18 protein-coding genes are annotated in these 22283 nt (G+C 70.2%); 7 read left to right on the forward strand and 11 right to left on the reverse strand.

Features of this window, described 5'->3' with window-relative positions:
* The first annotated feature begins 361 nt into the window (after positions 1 to 361).
* The gene (locus D7Y11_RS24420) at positions 362 to 1036 is read left to right on the forward strand and encodes a hypothetical protein (protein ID WP_126934917.1); all 675 of its coding nucleotides are present in this window, start codon (positions 362 to 364) and stop codon (positions 1034 to 1036) included.
* Positions 1037 to 1054: 18 nt separating this feature from the next.
* Here the strand turns inward: D7Y11_RS24420 and D7Y11_RS24425 are convergent, their stop codons facing one another.
* A complete protein-coding gene (locus D7Y11_RS24425) occupies positions 1055 to 2101 on the reverse strand; it encodes an MYXO-CTERM sorting domain-containing protein (RefSeq protein ID WP_120579325.1) in 1047 nt (348 codons plus the stop codon).
* Positions 2102 to 2238: 137 nt separating this feature from the next.
* A complete protein-coding gene (locus tag D7Y11_RS24430) occupies positions 2239 to 2961 on the reverse strand; it encodes a 1-acyl-sn-glycerol-3-phosphate acyltransferase (protein ID WP_120579326.1) in 723 nt (240 codons plus the stop codon).
* Between the two features lie 263 nt (positions 2962 to 3224).
* Here D7Y11_RS24430 and zwf point away from each other — a divergent pair, with 263 nt between their 5' ends.
* Genes zwf through gndA form a run of 3 tightly spaced genes read left to right on the forward strand, consistent with a single transcriptional unit; the run spans position 3225 to position 6878 of the window.
* Complete coding sequence (gene zwf / locus D7Y11_RS24435; protein WP_120579327.1) at positions 3225 to 4766, forward strand: glucose-6-phosphate dehydrogenase; 1542 nt, start codon at positions 3225 to 3227, stop codon at positions 4764 to 4766.
* The gene (gene pgl / locus D7Y11_RS24440) at positions 4763 to 5428 is read left to right on the forward strand and encodes a 6-phosphogluconolactonase (protein WP_121752013.1); all 666 of its coding nucleotides are present in this window, start codon (positions 4763 to 4765) and stop codon (positions 5426 to 5428) included. The genes zwf and pgl overlap by 4 nt, the downstream gene beginning before the upstream one ends.
* 22 nt (positions 5429 to 5450) lie before the next feature.
* Positions 5451 to 6878 (forward strand): NADP-dependent phosphogluconate dehydrogenase, encoded by a 1428-nt coding sequence (gene gndA, locus D7Y11_RS24445; RefSeq protein ID WP_120593407.1) that lies wholly within the window; start codon positions 5451 to 5453, stop codon positions 6876 to 6878.
* 20 nt (positions 6879 to 6898) lie between these two features.
* On the opposite strand, the gene D7Y11_RS24450 is transcribed toward gndA, so the two are convergent.
* From D7Y11_RS24450 to D7Y11_RS43880, 4 genes are all read right to left on the reverse strand, one after another.
* On the reverse strand, positions 6899 to 8527 hold the full coding sequence (locus D7Y11_RS24450) for an acyl-CoA synthetase (protein WP_121752014.1): 1629 nt from the start codon (positions 8525 to 8527) through the stop codon (positions 6899 to 6901).
* A 127-nt stretch (positions 8528 to 8654) separates the two neighbouring features.
* Positions 8655 to 9491 carry a zf-HC2 domain-containing protein gene (locus D7Y11_RS24455; RefSeq protein ID WP_120579331.1) on the reverse strand — a complete coding sequence of 279 codons (837 nt, stop codon included), beginning with the start codon at positions 9489 to 9491 and terminating at the stop codon, positions 8655 to 8657.
* A complete protein-coding gene (locus tag D7Y11_RS24460) occupies positions 9488 to 10045 on the reverse strand; it encodes an RNA polymerase sigma factor (protein ID WP_120579332.1) in 558 nt (185 codons plus the stop codon). Before D7Y11_RS24460 ends, D7Y11_RS24455 begins: the two co-directional genes overlap by 4 nt.
* A 111-nt stretch (positions 10046 to 10156) precedes the next feature.
* Positions 10157 to 10327, reverse strand: coding sequence for a hypothetical protein (locus tag D7Y11_RS43880; RefSeq protein WP_167547806.1), 171 nt, complete (start codon positions 10325 to 10327; stop codon positions 10157 to 10159).
* A gap of 146 nt (positions 10328 to 10473) precedes the next feature.
* Between D7Y11_RS43880 and D7Y11_RS24465 the strand changes: the two genes are divergently transcribed.
* Positions 10474 to 11481: a cupin-like domain-containing protein gene (locus tag D7Y11_RS24465; protein ID WP_120579333.1), complete on the forward strand. Its 1008-nt coding sequence runs from the start codon at positions 10474 to 10476 to the stop codon at positions 11479 to 11481.
* Between the two features lie 5 nt (positions 11482 to 11486).
* On the opposite strand, the gene D7Y11_RS24470 is transcribed toward D7Y11_RS24465, so the two are convergent.
* Positions 11487 to 14243: a CHAT domain-containing protein gene (locus D7Y11_RS24470; protein ID WP_126934918.1), complete on the reverse strand. Its 2757-nt coding sequence runs from the start codon at positions 14241 to 14243 to the stop codon at positions 11487 to 11489.
* 553 nt (positions 14244 to 14796) lie between these two features.
* Between D7Y11_RS24470 and D7Y11_RS24475 the strand changes: the two genes are divergently transcribed.
* Together D7Y11_RS24475 and D7Y11_RS24480 are read left to right on the forward strand one after the other, a co-directional pair.
* Positions 14797 to 15813 (forward strand): polysaccharide lyase, encoded by a 1017-nt coding sequence (locus tag D7Y11_RS24475; RefSeq protein WP_199733903.1) that lies wholly within the window; start codon positions 14797 to 14799, stop codon positions 15811 to 15813.
* 190 nt (positions 15814 to 16003) lie between these two features.
* Positions 16004 to 17542, forward strand: coding sequence for a S1 family peptidase (locus tag D7Y11_RS24480; protein ID WP_126934919.1), 1539 nt, complete (start codon positions 16004 to 16006; stop codon positions 17540 to 17542).
* An 86-nt stretch (positions 17543 to 17628) separates the two neighbouring features.
* Here the strand turns inward: D7Y11_RS24480 and D7Y11_RS24485 are convergent, their stop codons facing one another.
* The 4 genes from D7Y11_RS24485 to D7Y11_RS24500 all read right to left on the reverse strand — a co-directional run bounded on the left by D7Y11_RS24485 (position 17629) and on the right by D7Y11_RS24500 (position 22264).
* Complete coding sequence (locus tag D7Y11_RS24485; RefSeq protein WP_233607383.1) at positions 17629 to 19179, reverse strand: DHA2 family efflux MFS transporter permease subunit; 1551 nt, start codon at positions 19177 to 19179, stop codon at positions 17629 to 17631.
* Positions 19180 to 19185: 6 nt separating this feature from the next.
* On the reverse strand, positions 19186 to 20469 hold the full coding sequence (locus D7Y11_RS24490; protein ID WP_120579336.1) for an HlyD family secretion protein: 1284 nt from the start codon (positions 20467 to 20469) through the stop codon (positions 19186 to 19188).
* 45 nt (positions 20470 to 20514) lie between these two features.
* Positions 20515 to 21021 (reverse strand): MarR family winged helix-turn-helix transcriptional regulator, encoded by a 507-nt coding sequence (locus tag D7Y11_RS24495; RefSeq protein ID WP_120581716.1) that lies wholly within the window; start codon positions 21019 to 21021, stop codon positions 20515 to 20517.
* A 130-nt stretch (positions 21022 to 21151) separates the two neighbouring features.
* On the reverse strand, positions 21152 to 22264 hold the full coding sequence (locus tag D7Y11_RS24500; protein ID WP_126934920.1) for a glycerophosphodiester phosphodiesterase family protein: 1113 nt from the start codon (positions 22262 to 22264) through the stop codon (positions 21152 to 21154).
* Positions 22265 to 22283 lie beyond the last annotated feature (19 nt).

The raw sequence follows: 22283 nt of genomic DNA on the forward strand, positions 1-22283 counted from the left end.
CCCTTACCCGCCCCCTCTGACATTGTCGAAAAAGGGCGTCATTCCGCGAGCTTGCATCCGTGGCCTGCCCGACGCGTCCCATCCTCCCCACCCCACGCGCCACGGAGCCTCCGCACGCGGGCCGCACGACCCGGCGGGGCACACCCGTGGCATGAGGGGCCTGCGCCATGCGTGCACTCCGCGCAGGGCGCATGCGCGTGAAGGAACGCGAGCCACGTGGGATTCCACACGTTTGCATGCGCGCGGCATCCCTTCCCCCAGGTCCACGCACCCATGCAGCAAGCCTGCCCGGCGCACGGAGGTGCATCCGCGATCGGATTGATGGTTCACGCGTCGCGTGGCCGGTGCACAATGCGCCGTCATGCTTTCCGGTGTCTTCTCTCCGCTCGGCATCCTCGCGTCCCTGCTCGTCCTGGGCGCCCTGGTCCTCGCCACGCTGTTCCAGCTCAAGCGCCGCCAGCGCGCCGCGTGGGAGGTGTTCGCGAAGGCGCACGGCCTCTCCATCGCGGATCGGCGGATGGAAGTGCAGGGGCGCTACCAAGGGCGGGCGCTGCTCCTGGCCACGGGCAAGCGCGGCGCGAGCAGCAAGAAGCGCCACACCGTGACGGTGCTGCGGCTGGACCTGGAGGGCGCGCTGCCTGCGGACCTGCTGCTGGAGCACGAGCGCCCCGAGGACAAGATTCCCGGCGCCGCCACGCCGCGCGAAGAGGCGCTGGGCGACGCGGAGCTGGACGCGGCCTTCCAGGTGGAGGGGCTGGCGCCGGAAGCGCGCCCCATCATCCTGGATCCGGGTGTGCGTCAGCGGCTGCTGGGCCTCAAGGGCCACCGCCGCGTGAGCATCAAGGGCGGCTGGCTCCAGGTGGAGCAGCGCGGCGTCCCCGCGAGCGCCGCCGCGCTGGAGGCGTTGCTCCGCGCGCCCCACGACCTGGCCCGCGCCGTCACCGAGGCCGCGCCCGCGACGAACGCCGTGGAGGCCTCGCCGCACGCGGAGACGTCACGGATGGACGAAGAGCTGCCCGGCTCCGAGCACGCCTGAGCCGCGTCCGGCGTTGCGTCAGTTCCGACGACGCCGGGCGCGCAGCCCCAGCAGGCCCAGCCCCACCCACGCCGCCGGAGCCAGACCGGTGGTCGCGCAGTCACAGCTCCAGGGGTCGATGATGTCGTTGCCCTCGTCCCCAAACCCGATGGGCCCCGCATCCACCGCCGTTCCCGCATCGGGTTCGGGGCAAGCGATGCACACGGTGACGGTCTCGCCCAGGGTTTCGCGTCCCAACGAGTCCGTCACGACGACATCGAGGAAGTGGGGCCCGGGCTTGAGCCCCGAGATGTCCCAGCGGCCGGGAGCGCCCCCCACGGAGTAGGTGGGCCCCGGGCCCTCGCGTGTCTCCAGCAACAGCCAATCCACCCGGAAATCCGCGCGCGCGCAGCCCACGTCGTCGATGCACTCGCAGGAGAAGTCGGCCAGGGGCCCTGACAGCCGTTCGTCCTGGAGCGGGGCGACGATACGGGCCAGAGGGGGCTGGTCCTGCCCCACGACGAGCCGGAAGGACAGCTCCGCATCGGGTTGCAGCCCATTGCTCGCCACCACCACCACGTCCACCTCCCCCAGCTCAGTAGGTATCCACGTGAGGTTGCCCAGCGCATCCAGGCTCATCCCCTGAGGCGCGGTGCGCAGGGCATACGTCGGCGCGGGCCGTCCGCGCGCGTGCACGCTGAGCCGATAGGGGAAGTACGTCACGGTCCGGGTGACGGGCACGGTGGTGAAGACCGGAGCCAGCGGGTCCTGATCCGCTTCCGTCACGACGAGGGTGAGCGACTCCAGGCCCGGCGCGGACAGCGTGAAGGTGGCCGTGCCGTCCTCGTTGTCCGCATCCTTCGCGGCCGCCAGCACCACCTCCTGGGGCTCCAAGATGGCCGGGTCGAACGTGAGCGACGCCCCTTCCCGCACCGTGAGGTCCGCGTCGCCGTCCGTCCGCTCCACCGTGACGGTGAGCGACTCACCCGGGTCGCCAGGCCACGCGAAGCCGGCCAACGCCACGCTGAAGGACGCCGTGCCCCCTTCCACCACCCTCAAGGACGACACGGACAGCACCAGGTGCAAGGGGTCGGGGATTCCCGCCTCCGGCAAAGGCGTTGGAAGGGCAGGAGTCCCCGCCCATGCCGTGGAAGACAGACAGACCCCGAGCCAGCACAGGAGCAGGTGGCGCATGACCTTCACGCTACCGCGTCCGTGCTCCTTCAGCCCACCCGCGCGAGCGCCTCCACGTACTGCTCGCGCACGCGCGTGGCCAGGGCCGCCGAATCCGGCCCGAACGTCTCCGGAGGCAGCGCCGGCATCACCTGCACCGTGACGGTGGCGCGAGGGCTCATCCACGGCCCGTCCCCATCCACCAGCTCCCGCGTGCCACGCACCAGCACCGGCACCACCGGCACGTGCTCCTCCAGCGCCAGCTGGAACGCGCCGCGCTTGAAGGGCAGCAGCTCCCCGGGCGAATAGGTGCCCTCCGGGAAGATGAGCACCGGGATGCCCTTGCGGAGCCACCGGCGGCACGGGCCCAGGAGCTGCTCCATGGACGTGGAGCTGCCGCGCACGATGGGCACGTAGCCCAGGAGCGTCATCATCCAGCCCACCAGCGGCGTGCGGAACAGTGACGCCTTCGCCACGAACTTGTACGGCGTGAACAACCCCATCACCGCCAGGATGTCCGCGAACGACTGGTGGTTGACGACGTAGACGCAGGGCCCCTTGGGCAACAGCTCCCGTCCCTCCACCCGCACGCGCCAGCCAGGGGACGCGTGCAGCCACAGCCCGTAGCACCACCGGCACACCAGCACGTGCAGCCACTGACGGTTCGGGTCCAACGGGTACGCCACCACGAACAACACCGCGCCCAACGTGAAGAGGATGGGCGCGGTGACCAGGAACAGCGCGAAGAACCACAGCGAGACGACGTAGCGCATGCGAGAGGAGGAGCTTCCGTTCAGCGCGACGCCGGGGGCGTCCGGTCCGTCAGGAGTACCACGTTCCAGGCAGCCAGCTCACGCCCGGCCCGGCCGCCCGCGCGCCCTCCGAAGGAGTTCGAGTGGAGCCTTCGGTAAGCCGGAGGAGCACCCGAGCGCCGGGGCAGGCAAGACGTCAGGCCCGCATCATTCTCCTGCAATGCGCTTGCAGGGCCGCCAGATTAGCGCCTTAAGGTGCCCGACGAACCCGGAGGGAGAACCGCATGGACGCGCAGGGAGTTCACATCGAAACCCATCCCCGTGAAGGCGAGCCGGTGTTCAGCGCTGGGCGCCCGGACCCCTGCACCCTGGTCCTCTTCGGCGCCACGGGCGACCTGGCCGAACGCAAACTATTCCCGGCCCTCTTCGAGCTCGCCCGCGCCGGCTTGCTCCCCGAGAACTTCGCCATCGTCGCCTACAGCCGCTCCAAGCTGGAGGACGGCCCCTTCCGCGAGCACGTGAAGGAGGGCCTGAAGAAGTTCGCCCGCACGCAGCCCCTGGATGAGGCCGCGTTGAAGCGCTTCGTGGAGGCCATCGAGACCGCCTCTGGCGGCTACGACGACCCGGAGGCCTTCAAGCGCCTGGGCCAGAAGCTCCAGGACCTCTCCAAGCGCCACAAGACGGACGGCAACCAGCTCTATTACATGGCCACGCCGGCCTCCACGTTCCCGCAGATCATCCAGAGCCTCTCTGGCGCGGGCCTGCTCAAGCGTGAGGAGCAGCCCGGCCAGAAGCCCTGGCACCGGCTCATCATCGAGAAGCCCTTCGGCCACGACCTGGAGAGCGCGAAGGCCCTCAACAAGACGCTGGGCTCGGCGCTGGACGAGAAGCAGATCTTCCGCATCGACCATTACCTGGGCAAGGAGACGGTGCAGAACATCCTGGTGTTCCGCTTCGCCAACGCCATCTTCGAGCCGCTCTGGAACCGCCAGCACATCGACCACGTGGAAATCACCGCGGCCGAGGCCATTGGCGTGGAGGGCCGCGGCGGCTTCTACGACGAGACGGGCGTCATCCGGGACATGGTGCAGAACCACCTGCTCCAGGTGCTGGCCCTGTGCGCCATGGAGCCGCCGGTGTCCTTCGCCGCGGAGGACATCCGCGACGAGAAGAACAAGGTCTTCCGCGCGCTGCGCCCCGTCGAAGGCGGCGAGGTTCCCCAGCACGTGGTGGTGGGCCAGTACGAGGGCTACCAGGAAGAGAAGGGCGTGAAGAAGGGCTCGCGCACGCCGACCTACGTGGCGATGAAGATGAACATCGACTCGTGGCGCTGGCAGGGCGTGCCCTTCTACCTGCGCGCGGGCAAGAACCTGAAGAAGCGCCTGACGGAGGTGTCCATCCACTTCAAGTCGGTGCCCATCGGCCTGTTCAGCGGCGGCGGCGCCACCTGCCAGCGGCTGCAGCCCAACGTGCTCACGCTGCGCATCCAGCCGCACGAAGGCATCGCGCTGTCCTTCGAGTCCAAGATTCCCGGCGAGGACGTCAACATCGGCGGCGTCACCATGGACATGGACTACGCGGAGAGCTTCAAGAAGCCCGTGCCGGAGGCGTACGAGCGGCTGCTGCTGGACTGCATGCGCGGCAACGCCACCCTCTTCGCGCGCCAGGACAGCGTGGAGCAGGCGTGGGGCTACATCACGCCCATCCTCCAGGCGCTGGAGACGGACGCGGGCGGCACGGTCCACACCTACGCCAAGGGCAGCAAGGGCCCTGACGCCGCGGACGCGCTGCCCTCGAAGAACGGCCGGCGGTGGTCCACGCTATGAGCCAGCCCCTCGTCGTCCCCCCGGAGCGGCTCGCCCGCGAGGCCGCGGACTGGATGGCGCGCGAGCTTACGAAGGCGCTCGCGACGAAGGCGCGCGTGAGCCTGGCGCTGTCGGGCGGCAACACGCCCAAGCCCGCGTACCGGCTGCTCGCGGACCACACGCTCCCCTGGGAGCGCGTGGACGTGTACTTCGTGGACGAGCGCTTCGTGCCGCCGGACCACAAGGACAGCAACTACCTGCTGGTGAAGGAGTCGCTGCTCGAGCCGCTGAAGCTGCCAGACGCGCAGGTGTTCCGCATGCAGGGCGAGCGCACGGACCGCGACGCCGCCGCGCGCGACTACGAGAAGACGCTGCCCGCGAAGCTGGACGTGGTGCTCATTGGCGTGGGCGAGGACGGCCACACCGCGAGCCTCATGCCCGGCCACCCGGCGCTCCAGGAGCGCACGCGGCGGGTGCTGGCGGTGGAGCAGAGCGCGAAGCCGCCGCCGTGGCGGATGACGTTGACGTTCCCCGTGCTCCAGGGCGCGGGGGCGGTGCTGGGGCTGGTGGCCGGCGAGGGCAAGCGGGACGCCATGCGGCGCATCCTCGCGGGGGATATGTCCCTGCCCGCGTCGCACGTGACGAACACGCAGTGGATGTTGGATCCCGCCGCCCACGGGTGAGGCGGGCCCTCTGGAGGGGACGATGAGCACACAGACGAAGCCGGCGCAGTTCGGCGTGGCGGGCATGGGCGTCATGGGCGCGAGCCTGGCCCTCAACATCGCGGACCACGGCTTCAGCGTCGCCGTATGGGACCGCCACCCGGAGAGCATCCAGAAGGTCCAGCAGGCGAACCCGAAGCAGGCCCTGCAGGGCTTCCCGGAGCTGGAGAAGTTCGTCGCCGGCCTGGAGCGCCCGCGCCGCATCCTCCTGATGATTACGGCCGGCGCCCCCGTGGACGAGATGATGGGCCGGCTGTTCCCCCTGCTGTCGCCCGGCGACGTCATCATGGACGCGGGCAACTCCTGGTACCTGGATACGCGCCGCCGTGAGGCCCTGTGCAAGGAGAAGGGCTTCCACTTCCTGGGCATCGGCGTGTCCGGCGGTGAAGAGGGCGCGCGCAACGGCCCGTCCATCATGCCCGGCGGCCCCAAGGACGCGTACGCGCTGGTGCAGCCGGTGCTGGAGGCCATCGCCGCGCGCAGCGAAGAGGGCCTGTGCGTCACCCATGTGGGCCCTGAGGGCGCGGGCCACTTCGTGAAGATGGTGCACAACGGCATCGAGTACGCGGACATGCAGCTGCTCGCGGAGACGTACGACGTGCTCCACCGCGGCCTGGGCCTGGACACCGCGACGCTGGCCGACCTGTTCTCCAAGTGGAACGAGGGCATCGCCGAGTCGTTCCTCCTGGAGACCACCATCAAGGTGCTGCGCAAGCGCGACCCAGAGACGGGCAAGCCGCTGGTGGACATGGTGCTGGACAAGGCCGGCCAGAAGGGCACGGGCAAGTGGACGGTGCAGGTGGCCCTGGATTTGGGCGTGCCGGTGCCCTCCATCGCGGCCGCGCTGGACGCGCGCAACCTGTCCTCGCGCAAGGACGAGCGCGTGGCCGCGAGCAAGAAGCTCCACGGCCCCGCCATCTCCCTGTCCTCGGAGGAGAAGAAGGAGCTGGCCCAGTGGGCGCATGACGCGCTCTACGCGGCGCGCGTGGTGACGTACGCGCAGGGCATGCGGCTCATCCAGGCGGCGTCGGACGAGTACAAGTGGGGCGTGTCGCTGGCGGAGATGGCGCGCATCTGGCGGGGTGGCTGCATCATCCGCGCGAAGCTGCTCACCCCGCTGCGCGAGTCCTTCCAGCAGCAGCCCACGCTGCCGAATCTCCTGGTGTCCGAAGCGTTCGCGCCGGTGCTGGAGAAGATGGCCCCGGCGTGGCGCAAGCTCGTGGGCGCCGCGACGATGGCGGGCATCCCCGTGCCGGTGTTCAGCAGCAGCCTGGCGTACATGGACAGCTACCGCAGCCCGGAGCTGCCGCAGAACCTCACCCAGGCCCAGCGCGACGCGTTCGGCGCGCACACCTACCAGCGCCGGGACAAGCCCGACGCCGGCTTCGTGCACTCGGACTGGCTGAAGTAGTCCCCTGCCCTGCGCGCCGCTCAGTGCTTCTGGGTGGCGCGCAGCTCGGCGCGGCGGATCTTCCCGCTCACCGTCTTGGGCAGCTCCGTGACGAACTCAATCTCGCGCGGGTATTTGTAGGGCGCCGTGGTCTTCTTCACGAAGTCCTGCAGCTCCTGCGCGAGCTGGGGTGACGGCGTGTGGCCCGGCGTGAGCAGCACGTACGCCTTGATGCGATGGCCCAGCTTGTCGTCCGGCACGCCGATGACGGCGGACTCCGCCACCGCCGGGTGCTCAATCAGCGCGGACTCCACCTCGAAGGGACCCACGCGGTAGCCGGACGTCTTGATGACGTCGTCGGAGCGCCCCACGAACCACAGGTAGCCGTCCGCGTCGCGCACCGCGCGGTCGCCGGTGACGTACCAGTCCCCCCGGCTGCTGGCCGCGTTGGCCGCGTCGTCGTTGAGGTAGCCCGCGAACAGGCCCACCGGCCGCTCCGGCTTCACGCGCACGGCGATGTCGCCCTCCTGCCCTTCCGCGACTTCATTGCCGTGCTCGTCGATGACGGCCACGGTGAAGCCCGGGGACGGCTTGCCCATGGAGCCCACGCGTGGCTCCATGCCGGGGAAGATGCCGACGATGACCACCGTCTCCGTCTGGCCGTAGCCCTCGCGGATGTGCAGCCCGGTGGCCTCCTTCCACGTCTGGATGACCTCTGGGTTGAGCGGCTCGCCCGCGCTCAGTGAGTGGCGCAGCGCGGACAGGTCCACGGCCTTCAAGTCCTGGAGCACCAGCGCGCGCCACGCGGTGGGCGGCGCGCAGAAGGTGGTGACCTTCTCCCGCTCCAGCACCTTCAGGAAGCCCACGGGGTCGAACCGGCCGCGGAAGTCGAAGACGACGTTGCACGCGCCCACGCTCCACGGACCGAAGAGCTTGCCCCACGCGCACTTCGCCCAGCCGGTGTCGCTGAGCGTGAGGTGCCGGTCCTCCGGCTGCAAGTCCAACCAGTAGCGGCCGGTGATGAGGTGCCCCTGGCCGTAGCTGGACTGCGTGTGCAGCACCATCTTCGGCATGCCGGTGGTGCCGGACGTGAAGTAGATGAGCAGCGGATCATCCGAGCGCGTGGGCGGGAACGCCGTCGCCTGGGATTCCGCCAATGACTCGGACGTGTAGCGCGTCCATGGCGCGGGCGCGTCGCCGGTGGACACCCACGTCGTCACGCCGGGGGCCTGGCCCTGCACGCCCTCGAAGCGGTCCAGGCAGCTGCCGTCGGTGAGGACCGCCTTCGCGCCAGAGACCTCCAGCCGGTAGCGGATGTCCTTGGCGGTGAGCATGGGCGTGCCGGGCATGAAGACGATGCCCGCGCGGATGCAGCCCAGCACCAGGAACCACCACTCCGGCACGCGCGGCATCAAGATGAAGACCCGGTCGCCGCGCTTCAGGCCCAGCCCGGTGAGGAAGCGCGCCGCGTGCAGCGAGCGCTCCTTCAGCTCCTGGAAGGTGAAGCGCTGGGAGCGTCCGGACTCGTCGGACCACTGGAGCGCGGGGGCCTGGGGCCGCTCGGCCGCGTGCCGGTCGATGACGTCCGTGGCGAAGTTGAAGTGCGCCGGCCGCTCCCACCGGAAGTCACGGCGGGTGGACGCGTAGTCGGCGGATGAAGACTCGGACATGGACGGCTCCTGGAGTGCTCCGACAACCCCAGCAGCCTGTCACGTCATCCCGAGCGGTGAGACGAAACCCCGCACGAAAGCGCCCGGTGGTGGACGCTCGTGACGCGCGGGGGGAATCCAGCGTGTTTCAGCGAGCGGCGGCGCGCAGCTCTTCCGCCAGCTTGCGCGCTTCGTCGCTCCAGCCCGGCTCGCCCAGCGCGGCCACCTGGTCGAAGTCGCGCGCGGCGCGCGCTTCCTGGTGCAGGGCACGCAGCGCGAGGCCGCGGTTCCACAGCGCCTGCGGGTTGCGCGGATCCGCGCGCACCACGGGGTCCAACAGCGCCAGCGCGTCCTGGAAGCGGTTGTCCTGAAGCGCCACCACCGCCAGGTCGCTGTCGCGCGCCAGCGACGCGGGCTCGCGCGCCAGCACCGCCTGCGCCTGCTGCCACTGGCCGTGCAGCACGTAGGCCGCGACGATGCCGCGGAAGTCCTTGCGCTCCTCCATCTCCGCCAGCGGACGCAGCGGCAGGGTGCCCTTCCCGGCCTCCACGCCGTCCGCGCCACCGCGCATGGGGCTGTAGCGGCGCCACTGGTCCGCGCGCGGATCAGACAGGCGGGCCTCCAGCTCGCGGGTGGTCTGGTTCTCCAGGAAGACGACCGCCGGCACTTCCGAGGCGGGCATCATGCGCGGCACGAAGACGGCGCAGAGACTGGCGGCCATGGCCAGCGGAGCCACCACGCGCGCGTTGCGGCGCACCCACGCGCCCAGCGACACCACGTTGCCGTTGCCCTCCTGCTTCGCGGCCGGAGCCTCCGTCGCGCCCGTGCCCAGGGCCCGCGCCGCCAGCAGCTCCAACTGGAGCAGGTCCCTGAGGCCGCACTCACACGAGGCACAGCGCGGCAGGTGACTCCGGAAGCCTTCGGCGTCGGACTCGGACAGCTCGCCGTCCATGAAGAGATGCAACCGGGTGCAATGCGCGTTCATGACTGGACCCCCCGCTCCCGAGCTACAGCGACGCTCGGAAGCAGCAGCTCCCTCAGGTCCCGGCGCGCCAGCGTCAGCCAGCTGCCCACGGTTCCCACAGGGACGTTGAAATGTTCAGCGATGGCCTGGTAGCGGCGGCCTTCCGCGTGAAGCCTGTATGCGTCCCGAAGGTGCGGCTTGAGCTGCTCGATGGCAGCCTGGAACGCGTCGTTGCCCACCAGCTCCCAGTTCTCCCGGTCGCCATCCCCCGTCACCGGCAGGTCCTGCACCAGCGCCAGGTGCGGCAGCCCCCGGCTCTCCGTGCGATGCCGGCGGCAGTGGTCCAGGAACCGGTTGGTCATGGTCGTGCACAGCCACGCCGCGCACGCCGCTTCCGTCCGGTCCTTCAGGTGGCCAAACTCCGGCAACGCCCGCTCGAAGGCTTCCTGGACCAGGTCTTCCGGGTCCAGGGCGCCTCGAGCGCACAACCGCCGCGCCACCGCCAGCAGGCTGGGCCGGTGTCGCTGGATGAACGCCTCGAAGTGGCGCTTTTCCCGGTTGAAGAGATTGGCCATGACACAAGGCCCCGAAGTGACTGGTGGGCTTTCCTGACTAAAGACGCCGAGCGGTTCGTTTCTTGAGAGAAAAATGCCCGGAAGGGCAGACAAGCCTGCTCGGCAGGAGCTTCAGCGAGCCCCTTCCGGCCCCGCCAGCAGGGGGGGCACCGACGGCGGAGGCAGAGGGCGGCGCCGCTTGGGGCCGCGCTCCGAGCAATTGACGTACGAATTCTTCACGTGCGGGGCGCTGCGGTCCGGCTCGAAGGCATTGACGGCGGAGGACACGTCTCCGGGGATCATGGGTCGCTTCTCCTGGTGCTGAGGAAGTCCGGCGAAAACCGGGGATGGGTAGAAAAAGACTGTTGGGCATAGTCCATAGCACGCCTCGCCTCACCGGCAGGAGGGGCCCCCAGGGCCACTCCTTCAAGGATTTCAAGGAGTTCCGAATGAACGAGGACAAGTCTCCGCTGCACCCCGCGTGGCGGCAGTGGCTGGCGGAGAACCTGGCATTGGGAGTATCGGCGGAGGACGTACAGCAGACGCTGGTGCAGGCAGGCGTGGACCCGGCGCTGGCGCGGGAGGAAATCACCGCGGTGGGGCAGCACCCCTACTTCAAGGCGGCGCTCCAGGTGGCCCGGCACTTCGGCTGGCTGGAGTCGCTGATGGATGTCTACAGCGAGCTGCGCGCCCGGGACGGGGGCCGGCAGCTGGAGGTGCGCGAGGGGATATCCCCGGAGGAGTTCTTCCGCCGCTACTTCCTGGGCCACCGGCCGGTGGTGCTGCGCGGCCTGATGGCGGACTGGCCCGCGATGAAGCGCTGGTCGCTGCCGTACTTCCGCGAGCGTTTCGGAACGGTGGAGGTGGAGGTGATGGTGGGACGCGACGCCAACCCGGAGCACGCGGCCGAGCAGGACCGGCACCGGGCGCGGATGCCCTTCTCCGACTTCCTCTCCCAGTTGGAGACAGCCGGAGAGACGAACGACATCTACATGGTGCCGCGCAACGACAACTGGGGACGCGAGGGGCTGGCGCCGCTGCGCGACGACCTGCGGGCCCCCGCGGGGCTCATCGACCCGTCGCTGCGGCCGGAGCAATTGACGCTGCTCCTGGGGCCCGCGGGCACCGTCACCCCGCTGCACCACGACAACATGAACATCCTGTTGGGCCAGGTGATGGGCCGCAAGCACGTGCGGCTGGTTCCGTCCTTCGAGCGCCACCGCGTGTACCCGCACCGGGGCACCTTCAGTCACGTGGACGCGGCGGAGCCGGACCTGGCCGCGCACCCGCTGTTCGCCGAGGCCACGGTGCTGGAGGCGGTGCTGGAGCCCGGGGACATGGTGTTCCTGCCGGTGGGCTGGTGGCACTGGGTGAAGGCGCTGGACGTGAGCGCCAGCGTCACCTTCCATCACTTCCTGGTTCCGGGAGGCAACACGCACCTGGACGCTCCCTTCTGACCTGCTCAGTCCGCCCGCTCCACCAAGAGGACGGAGCGCGTCCAGACGGCGCGGGCATCGCGCGCGAGCCACGCCTGGCGCTCGTCGCGCAGCGCGACGGCCGCGGGCTTGCCAGCATGGATGCTCCGGCGCACCCCGTCGAAGAAACGGCCCGCGGCGTCCGGGATGTCCACCGTGGAGGCCAGCACCGCGCGGGCCCCGGAGTCGATGAAGGCCGCGGGCAGGCTGAAGGGCTCCGTGCTCTGGAGGGACGCGGTGCGGCCCGCGCTGCACGCGGCCAGGAACACGGTGGGCGCGCCGGTGAGCCGCTGCTCGCGCACGACGTCCGCGGTGAGCGCGTAGCGGCCATTCACCTCCGGTGACAGCACCACCAGCGACGCGCCGGAGATGCTGGGGTCGGTGATGCCGTGCGCGTGGATTTCAATCTCCGTGGCATCCGCCATCCGCGCCAGCACGCGAGAGGGCGTGGCGTCCGCGCCGGACAGCACGTCCGGCGGCGCGTCGCCGGGCTCCGCTTCCGGCGTCCACGAGGGGAGCCGGGGCAACTGCAGGAGCGACGGCGCCTCCACGCCAGCCACGACCAGACGGCGCGTGGCGGTGGGCGTCCGCGCGGGACGCGGCCCCTGCGTGCGGCCCAGGCGGAAGCTCCAGGCCATCTCCGGCGGCAGCAGGTCCGTGCGGCCGAAGAGGGGCGTCCACGCGAACACGTCCACGTGTTCGCAGCCGACGAGCGTCTGGCGCAGGGCGTCCGGGACCAGCCGGGACGAATCCACCCGGGCCAGGGACTCCCGGCGCGAACCGTCGTAGGAGCCCTTCACCTCGCCCTTGGGCCCCAGCGCCACCAGGGTGGTGCGCTCGGCGTGGATGCTGGCCGCCAGCGCGCACCGCGCAGGCACGGGCGTGCCCAACTGCGCGGCCATCAGCGCCACCACCTTGGGGAACTCACCGGCGCGACCCGCGTCCGCCGCGAGCGACGAATAGCTGAGCGCCCAGGTCTCACGCCCCAGTACGTCCCCGCGGGGCAGGGCCTCCGCGTCCACGATGGCCTGCTTCAGCAGCGCCTCGCCCCGGGCCCGGTCCTGGTCCAGGAGGAAGCGGCCTTCCAGATAGTGCGTGTAGATGCGGTCGCTCTCCGGGACGGAGGAGCCCGCCAGGGCCCGCGTGGTGACCGTCTTCAGCCACTCCGCGTCGCGGGGGCCGGAGCCGAAGCGGGACAGCTCCGCGACCGTCGCGCCGAACACCAGCTCCATGGAGTTGTCCGCGCAGGCCTCCGCCGCTTCCAGCTCGCGCCGCGCGGAGTCCGGCCGCAGGTCCAGGTAGTACAGGTGCGCCAGCTGCACGTGGGGCCAGGAGCAGCTGCGGGTGGTGCCTCGCGCGGCCCACTCCTCCAGGTACGCGCGAGCGCTGCCCAGGTCGTTGCGGGAGCGCGTCACGTGGCTGAGGATCTCCAGGACGGTGAACTCCATCTCCCACTCGCGCAGCTGCCGGGCGCCCGCCCACAGCACGCGCGCGTGCTGCTCCGCCTCCGTGAGGCGCTGCTGGTCCGTGTAGAAGATGGTCAGCCGGCGCTCCAGGTCCAGGCAGCGCACCGACAGCGTCGTCTCACGGCAGCGCTGGAGCGCGTTGAAGAACCGCTGCTCGGCCTTCCACCACGCCCCTTCCGCGATCTCCTGGCGCGCCTGGTCCCGCTCCGCGATGTACGTGAACCAGGGGTCGCCCATGCGGCCGACGCGCGCGACCATGTCCTGCAGGCCGGTCAGGTCGCCATTGCGGCTGCGCAGGAGCGCGCCCAGGTAGATGTCCTCGTCGCCGGACAGGCGCGCCCGGTTCAGCAGCGCCTCCGGGACGGCCTGGCCCGCGCGCAGCGTCTCCGCGTACTGGCGCGCCAGGTCCGCCCGGCGGGAGAAGTCGCGCTTCGCCACGCGCTGCACGTAGTCCGTGAGCACGCTGCCGCCCTGCACCCGGTCCAGCTCCTTCGCCAGGGGCAGCAGCGCCAGCGCGCGCTCCTTCGACGCCGCGGTGCGCACGGCGTCATAGAAGACGCCGCGCACCGCGCCCGGAAGCTGCCGGGCCGCGTCCATGGGCAGCGGCGCCTTCGGGTCCTCCACCAGGGCCAGGGCCGCGTCGCGCGCGGCCTTCCACTGGCGCTGGCGCTCCAGCGTGGCCTCGCGCAGCGACAGCGCCTGGGCGTGGGCTTCACGTCCCCAGCCCTGCTCGTTGCGCTTCGCCACCTCTTCGAACAGCTCCGACGCGCGCAGCGTCAGCCCCATCTCCCGGAACACCAGCGCGCGATTCCACAGGGCCTGCGTCAGGCCGGGCTTCGCGGTGAGCGCCGCGTCCAGCAGCCGCAGCGCGCGCTCATGGTCACCCCGGGCTAGCGCCACCGCCGCCAGGTCGCTGTCGCGCTCCGGCGAGGCCGGCAGGCGCTCCAGGAAGGAGGCCGCCTGGTTCCACTCGCCCTCCAGGGCATATGCCGCCGCGATGCCGCCCCAGTCCTCCCGGGACTCCATGCGGGCGAGCGGGCCCAGGGGCATCGGCTCGGCGGGCACCGGGCAGCCGCCCGCGGGCGCGCGCGAGCGGTAGCGGTCCGCTTCCGGGTGCGTGAGGCGGGCCTCGATGCGGGCCGCCGCCCGGCGATCCGTCCAGAAGGTGTCAGGAAGGGACTGCGGCTGCGCCCGGGGCTTCAGGGCCGCGACGCCGGCAGCCAGGAAAGGGATGGCCAGTGCCAGCGCCCAGAGACTCGTCTTCGCCGGCTTCACCATGCGGTCCCCCCGGGCATCTCCCCCCTGCCGCCCCTTCGGGCCGTTCTACACCAACCTCCGACGAACGCCGACCTGGCCCCGTCCCCTGCCTTCAGGCGTCCCATGACGCGGTGGGCAGCAAGGCGGTGGGAGAACAGGCGCATCGGATGTTTTGGGTGACACACGCACCAATAGACGGGCTGCTCGGCCGATCTTGAAAAAAGGCCCCACTTCCCACGTCAGGCGCGAGAGGGAGACAGGGCGCCGGGCCGTCCGGTTGTTGGGGGGATGACGCCCGGGGGCTCGGCTGCACGGCTGCTCTCGAAGGATGGTTTGAGCGCCCGCATCCACCTGGAATCACGCGCTTCGGCATGCCTGGGGAAGTGACGGGCGGCAGGGCCCTGTCTGGCTCAGACCCCACCAGGCGTCCCGGCGAGCGCGCGTGCGGCAGGGGGTTGGCAGGCGAGAGGAGGCGGGAAGGCTTTTTTCCCGCCGCGTGTCCTCGTGGCCCAACCCGGACCGAAAGGACCCCTGTTTGAAGCGACTCCTTCAGCTCGTTGCCGCGGCCTCCCTGATGCCTGCCCTGTCTTTCGCTGGCGTCATCTGGAAGGGCGACTTCGAGACCGGCAACACGTCCCAGTGGACGCGCCAGCAGGCCGTTGCCAACAGCCGCTTGCAGGTCGTAACGGATGTGGTGCGTGACGGCAGGTACGCCCTCAAGGCCACGGTGAAGCAAGGCGATGATCCCATCAACGCCAGCGGCAACCGCAACGAACTGCTGTACCTGACCCACGAGACGCAGGGGAAGGAGTACTACTACAAGTGGAGCACGCTCTTTCCCTCGAACTACCCGGTGCATGACTCGTGGCAGGTCATCACCCAGTGGCACCAGGAGAGCTGCTGTGGCTCGCCGCCGCTGGAGTTCTTCGTGCGCGGGGACAAGATCAACCTGCGCGTGGGCGGCAACACCACCCCCGTGCTGTGGCAGACCTCCATCGACAAGGGCAACTGGCACGACTTCGTGCTGCACGTGAAGTGGTCTTCGGACAAGAAGGCCGGCTTCGTGGAGCTGTGGCACAACGGCGAGCACGTGCTGCCGAAGACCTACGGCGCCAACCAGTTCGGCAAGGAGCTGAACTACCTGAAGATGGGGCTGTACCGCGACGCCGCCATCAAGTCCGAAGGGGCCATCTTCCACGACGGCTTCACCATGGCGACGACGCTCGAGGACGTGATGCCGCCCGCGCCCGCGCCGGTGGAGGAGCCCGCGCCCGCGCCCACGCCCGTGCCGGATGACACGACCATCCCCGCGGAGGATCCGACCCCGGTGACGGAGACGCCGGTGACGCAGACGCCGCAGCTGCCCACCACCCAGCTGCCCACCGTGGGCGGGCAGACCCCCACCCCCACGCCGGTGTCCAACAACCCCAATGGCCTGCCGGACTCGTCCGAGGGCGTGGCGGGGGGCTGCAGCGCGTCCGGCACGTCCGGCACCCTGCCCTTCGCCGGTGCCCTGCTGATGCTGGGCGCCATCGCGCTGCGTCGCCGCCGGGCCCCCGCCCGCGCGGTGGCCCGTCGCGCCAGGCGCTGACTTCCGCTCGATACCGAAGCAAGTCCCCAGGCCCGGTGCGTCTCATGACGCGCCGGGCCTTCTTGTTTTCTGGGACTTTCTTCGGCCACACAAAAATGTCGGAGAATTTAAGTAATTCTTGAATTGTTTGACCTTCGCGGCTCAGTCGGGTTTCGCTTCGGTTCCCCCGCAGCACGAAAGGCAGGACCCGATGAAGCGGACCTCCGGTCTGTTCTCCACCGCGACGGCGCTGTTCGCTGGCGCCACGTTGAGCGTCATTCCCTCGATGGCGATGGCCGCGCCTTCCCAGGCGGAAGCGGCGCTGGCGCACGACGTGTCGCCCGACCTGCTCTCCGCGATGCAGCGGGACCTGGGCCTGACGGCGGACGGCGCGAAGCAGCGGCTGGCGTCGGAGGCGGCGGCGGTGCGCGTGGAGGGTTCGCTGCGCGCGGCGCTGGGCGAGCGCTTTGGCGGCGCGTGGATGAACGCGGACGGCAGCGCGCTGGTGGTGGGCGTGACGACGGACGCGGACGCGGACGCGGTGCGCCGCGCGGGGGCGGTACCCCAGAAGGTGAAGTACACGCAGGCGGAGCTGGACGCGGTGAAGGCGCAGCTGGACCGCGACAGCCAGATGGCGGGCCGCGCCGTGCACGCCTGGTACGTGGACGTGATGACGAACAGCGTGGTGGTGCTGACGCAGGACTCCGCGCTGACGGGCGGCACGGACTTCGTCGCGAAGGCGGGCGTGAAGCACGCCGCGGTGCGGACGGTGTCGTCGCGCGAGGAGTTCAAGCCGGTGTACGACCTGCGCGGCGGTGACGCGTACTACCCGGGCAACGCGCGCTGCTCCATCGGCTTCCCGGTGGCGGGCGGCTTCGTGACGGCGGGCCACTGTGGCGGCGCGGGTACGGGCACCAGCGGCTTCAACGGCGTGGCGCAGGGCACGGTGGTGGCGGCCAGCTGGCCCGGCAACGACTACGCCTGGGTGCGCACCAACGGCTCGTGGGGGTCGCAGCCGTGGGTGAACAACTACGCGGGCGCCAACGTGCTGGTGCAGGGCTCACAGGAGGCGGGCGTCAACGCGTCCGTGTGTCGCTCGGGCTCCACCACCGGATGGCGCTGTGGCGTCATCACGGGGAAGAACGTCACGGTGAACTACTCCGCGGGCCCGGTGTACGGCCTCACGGCGTCCAGCGCGTGCGCGGAGGGCGGTGACTCCGGTGGCTCGTGGCTGTCCGGCAACCAGGCGCAGGGCGTGACGTCCGGCGCTGGCGGCAACTGCACCTCCGGCGGCAACACCGTCTTCCAGCCGCTCATCCCCATCCTGAACGCCTACGGCCTGTCGCTCACCACCACGGGTGGTGGCGGCGGCTCCGGCGGCCCCATCATCGGCCTGGCGAACAAGTGCATCGACGTGCCGAACTCCAACACCAACGACGGCACCCGCCTGCAGCTGTGGGACTGCAACGGCACCAACGCGCAGAAGTGGTCCTTCATGTCGGACGGCACCGTGCGCGCCTTCGGCAAGTGCATGGACGTGGCCTGGGGCTCCAGCGCCAACGGCACGGCCATCCAGCTGGTGAGCTGCAACGGCAACCCCGCGCAGCAGTTCATCCTCTCCGGCGCCGGTGACCTGGTGAACCCCCAGGCCAACAAGTGCGTGGACGTGTCGGGCGGCAACTCCGCCAGCGGCACCCCGCTGCAGCTCTGGGAGTGCAACGGCACCAGCGCGCAGAAGTGGCGCCGGTAGTCGTCTCCGGTAGCGCCTGAAACGAAGAAGCGCGGGCCCCAGTGCATCGGGGACCCGCGCTTTGTCGTTTCAGCGACCGCGCTTCTTCAGTGCGCGCCTTCCACCTTCACCTTGGGGTCCGCCTTCTGGAGCATGAACACCAGGATGATGGCGCAGACGAACAGCGCGGCGAGGATGAGGAAGTTCGCGTTGAAGGCCCGCACCAGCGCCTGCGCGCTGATGCGCTGACTCAACAGGCCGTAGGCGGCGCCCGTGGGATTCAGCACGCCCCTGGCTGCCATGGCGCCGGTCATCGAGGCGACCTGCTCCTGGGCCACCTGCCCGTAGACGTCCACGTGCGAGGTGATGGCGGTGACGTTGGCCTGGGTGGAGCGGCTGAGCGCGCTGCTCATCCACGCGGTGCCGATGGAGCCGCCCAGCTCGCGGGTGAGGTTGAAGAGGCCCGCCGCGTTGCCTCGCTGCTCCGGTCGCAGGTTGCTGAGCGCCATCACCGACAGCGGCACGAAGATGAAGCCCAGCGAGCAGGCGCGGATGAACACCGGGGTGATGAGGGTGATTTCATCCACGCGCGTGGCCAGGTGGCCGTTGGTCCACAGGGACAGGCTCATGCCCAGGATGCCGAAGCCAATCAGGAAGCGGCCGTCCACCTTGCCGCCGAACTTGCCGATGAGCGGCATCAGCAGGATTTGAATGGCGCTGCCCTTGAGGAAGATGAGCCCGATGTCCAACGCCTCGTAACGCATCACGGAGCCGCAGAAGAGGCTGAAGAGGAACGAGCCGGAGAACAGCGCCGTGCCCACCAGGAAGTTCACCCCCGTGGCCGCGGAGTAACTGCGGTTGCCGAACACGCGCAGGTCCACCACGGGACTGGGTGTCTCCAGTTCGTGGACGACGAAGGTGATGAGCGCGATGCCCGCGATGACCGCCAGCAGCGTGATGAGCCGGCTGTCGAACCAGTCCTCGCGGTTGCCCTCCTCCAGCACGTACTGGAGGCAGGCCATGCCCACGGCGAGCAGCGCGATGCCGTTGCGGTCCACCTTCTCCGTGGACGCTTCGAAGTGGGGCTGTTCGATGGAGCGCCACGCCATGTACGCGGCGAAGAGGCCCACCGGCACGTTGATGAGGAAGATCCAGTGCCAGCTGGCCGCTTCAATGAGGAGGCCGCCCACGGTGGGCCCCAGCAGCGGGCCCGTCACGGCGCCCAGGCCGAAGAGGGCGCCCGCCATGCCGTGCTCCTCGCGCGGGTAGCGGGCGAAGAGGATGGCCTGGGACGTGGGGATGATGGCGCCGCCACCCATGCCCTGGAGGATGCGGAAGGCCACCAGCGAGGTCAGGTTCCACGACAGGCCGCACAGCACGCTGGCTACCGTGAAGAGGATGATGGAGAACGTGAAGTACTTCCGGTAGCCAAAGCGGCGCTGGAGCCAGCCCGTCATCGGGATGACCACCACGTTGGCCATCATGTAGCCGGTGGACACCCAGGCGATCTGATCCAACGGCGTGCCGAAGCTCGCGCGGATGTCGCTCAGGGCCACGTTGACGATGGAGATGTCCAGCACGGACATCAGCGCCGCGGCCATGGCCGCGATGGTGATGCCCGCCTTGGAGCCGGTGATGACGTCTCGGCGAGCGTCCACGGTGGGTTACTCCGCCTTCCGGGTATCCACCGCCGCGGACTTCTGGGGCTCCGGCTTCGCGCCGGTGTCCACGGTGACGTAGGCGCTCATGCCCGGCTTGATGGGCAGCTCCTTCAGGTCGCCGTCGAAGCGGATGAGCACGGGGATGCGCTGCACGACCTTCACGAAGTTGCCGGACGCGTTGTCCGGCGGCAGCAGGGCGAAGCGCGCGCCGCTGGCGCCCGCGAGGCTGTCCACGTGGCCCTTGAACGCGTGGCCGCCGAACGCGTCCACCTTCAGCTCCACCGGCTGGCCCGCGCGCATCTCACCGACCTGGTCCTCCTTGAAGTTGGCCACGACCCAGATGTCGTTCTGCGGAACGACGGCCATCAGCGGGCGCTCCGGGCCCACCATCTGCCCCACCTCCACGGTGCGGCGGCTGACCACGCCGTCCACCGGGGCGCGCACCTGCGCGTAGGACACGGCGAGCTCCGAGAGCGTCAGCGCGGCGCGGGTCTGCTTGAGGCGCGCCTCGGCGAGCTTCAGCGCGGCCTGCGCGGCCTGCATCTGCACGGGCGCCGTCTCCGCGGCGGAGAGCTTGCCCTGCGCGGCCTCCAGGCCACCGGAGGAGCTCTGGATGCCGGCCTCGGTGGAGGTCAGCCGCGCGCGGGACTGGTCCAGGGCGGCCTTGGCCGTGTCATACGCGGCCTGCCGGGTGTCCAGGTCCGACTGGGACAGCGCGCCCTGCTCGCGCAGCTGCTTCACGCGGCCCAGGTCCGTCTCCGCCAGCTTGAAGCGCGCTTCGGAAGAAGCCACGTCCGCGCGGGACTGCTCCAACGCGGCCTTGGAGGAGCTGATGCCGCTGGAGGCCTGGGTGACGCCGGCGCGGGCCTGGCGCAGGTTGGCGCCCGCGTTGGCCTCCGTGAGGGTGAGCTGGGCCTGGGCGTTGGACAGCTGGGCCTCCGCGCTCATCACGTCCGCGCGAGCGACCTCCAGGCGCGCATCCAGGTCCGCGTGGTCCAGCTCCACCACCACGTCACCGGCCTTCACCGTCTGGTTGTCATGCACCAGCACGCGGGCCACCTGACCGGCCACGCGCGGCGACACGTTGGCGATACGGCCCTCCACCTGGGCGTCGTCGGTGGACTCGTGACCGTGGGTGAGCAGGAAGCGCGCGCCACCGCCCAGCACCGCCACGCCCACGAGGATGGGCAGCACCTGCCTGGCGCGGGAGCGCTTCGCGGGCTGCGCGACGGCGGGGGCATCGGTGGAGGGAGCGGCTTCCAGTGAAGGGGCGGTACGGGTCGTCATGGTTGTTGCTCGGTACAGCGTTGAAGAAGGGGTGTGGGAAGGGGCTCAGGGGTCCCGCAGGGCGGGGATGCCGGTGGACACCTTGGCGAGCAGGGCGCGAAGCGTGTCCCGCTCATCCATGCTCAAGGGAGCCATGAGCGCGGCGATGCGGCGGTAGTGGTCGGGCATCATCCCCTGGATGAATTCGCGCCCCTTCGAGGTGAGGTGCACGGAGTACATGCGCCGGTCCTCGGGGTGATCCGTGCGGGAGATGAAGCCGTCTTTCTCCAGCGTGTCCAGGAGGCCGGTGATGGTCGCGCGGCTGCAGCTCGACAGCTCCGCGAGGTCCGCGGGGCGCAGGGTGTCCCCCGCGTCCTCCGCCGCGAACAACTGCACCAGCACGACGAAGCGTCCGTGAGACACGCCGTGCCGTGCGAAGTGCGCCTCGTAGGCCCCGGTCAGTTCATTGGAGAGACGCAGCATCGTCAGACACGTCTCGATGGCGCTGGGGTCGAGCGAGGGGAAGCGCTGAGCCATCTGCTTCAGCCGCTCGTACCGGGGCACGAGCTTCATCGGCGTGGCGTTTTTCGGGCGGGTAGGGACCAAGACGAGGCGTCTAGTAAGGCCCCTAACGATTTTGCGCAAGTTGATTTCGTCGCCTGACTAAATCCTTGATTTCCCGGTCGGGGAGTGGACCGTCTGGCTACTCGACCGCCTCCACATCCGCGGCGGTGGGGCGCGTCCTCAGGAGGACGGCGGTGCGCAGCTCCGGGTGTCGCTCCTGCACGGAGCGCACGGCGCGCAGGTCGAAGGACTGCACGTCCGACCTCTGGACGAGCCCAGCTTCATGGATGAGCCGGGCGACCGCGTCGCCATGGGCTGGAGCAATGTCTGTCTTCTCTGTTGTCCGTTTGAGTTCCACATTGAAGCGCACACGGCGGGCGTTCCGGGCGCGGAGCGGGTCGCGGGCTTCATGGGCGGCGTCCGCCTGGTCCGCCGCGAAGGCGAACACCTGGCTCAGGGTGGGGACTGTGTAGGGGTCCGGGAGTCCGGTGCGGTCGGCGAACGCGACGGCCTCCGGAGAGAGCGCGCGGTCGTTCTTCTGGTCCGGACGGTCCTCCAGGAGCCGGTCGCAGACGAAGCGGGCCTGGAGCTCCGCGACGGTGAGGGTCGCGATGGAAACAGGAGCGGTCAGCGGGCTTCCATCCGCGTGGCGGCACTTCATGGGGAACAGGTTCAGGTCGTGGGAGACCACGACGACGCCGTCGGCGGTGAGGACGGTGTCCAGTTCCAGCGTGGGCATCCCGTGGTCGAGCGCGGCCTCGAAGGAGGGCAGCGTGTTCTCCGGCCGTAGGTTCCGCGCGCCCCGGTGGCCCTGCGCATCGAAGCGCTTCGGGTCGATGAGCCCGTCCGCGTCCAGCAGGTCCCCAGGGGTGCCGTCGCCGTTGGTGTCGAAGTCGCGCACCGCCTGCATCAGGAGGTCCGGCTGGTCGGTGATGATGCCGTCCACGCCGCGCTGGAGCAGGGCCTGCATCGTGGGCAGGTCGTTCACGGTCCAGACGACGACCGGGTGACCGGCGGCGTGGAGGCGCTCCAGGTCGATGCCGCCTCCGGGCTGGAGCAGCTCCGCGGAGGGCGAGCACACCGGAGCGAGCGTCCGTGCGTGCGCTCGCAAGGTGTCCATGAGGCGCAGCGTGGGGTCGTCCGCGGGTGGGCGGGAGGACGGGCCGGGCCTCGTGCATGCGCAGGCGAGGAACGCCAGGAGCACCACGGAGGCGCGGCGGGAGAAGCGCGGGTCGGATGATGTCGTGCGCATGGGCTGCCTTCCTTCCGGG

Source organism: Corallococcus sp. AB018, assembly GCF_003986945.1.
GTDB classification, from domain to species: domain Bacteria; phylum Myxococcota; class Myxococcia; order Myxococcales; family Myxococcaceae; genus Corallococcus; species Corallococcus exiguus.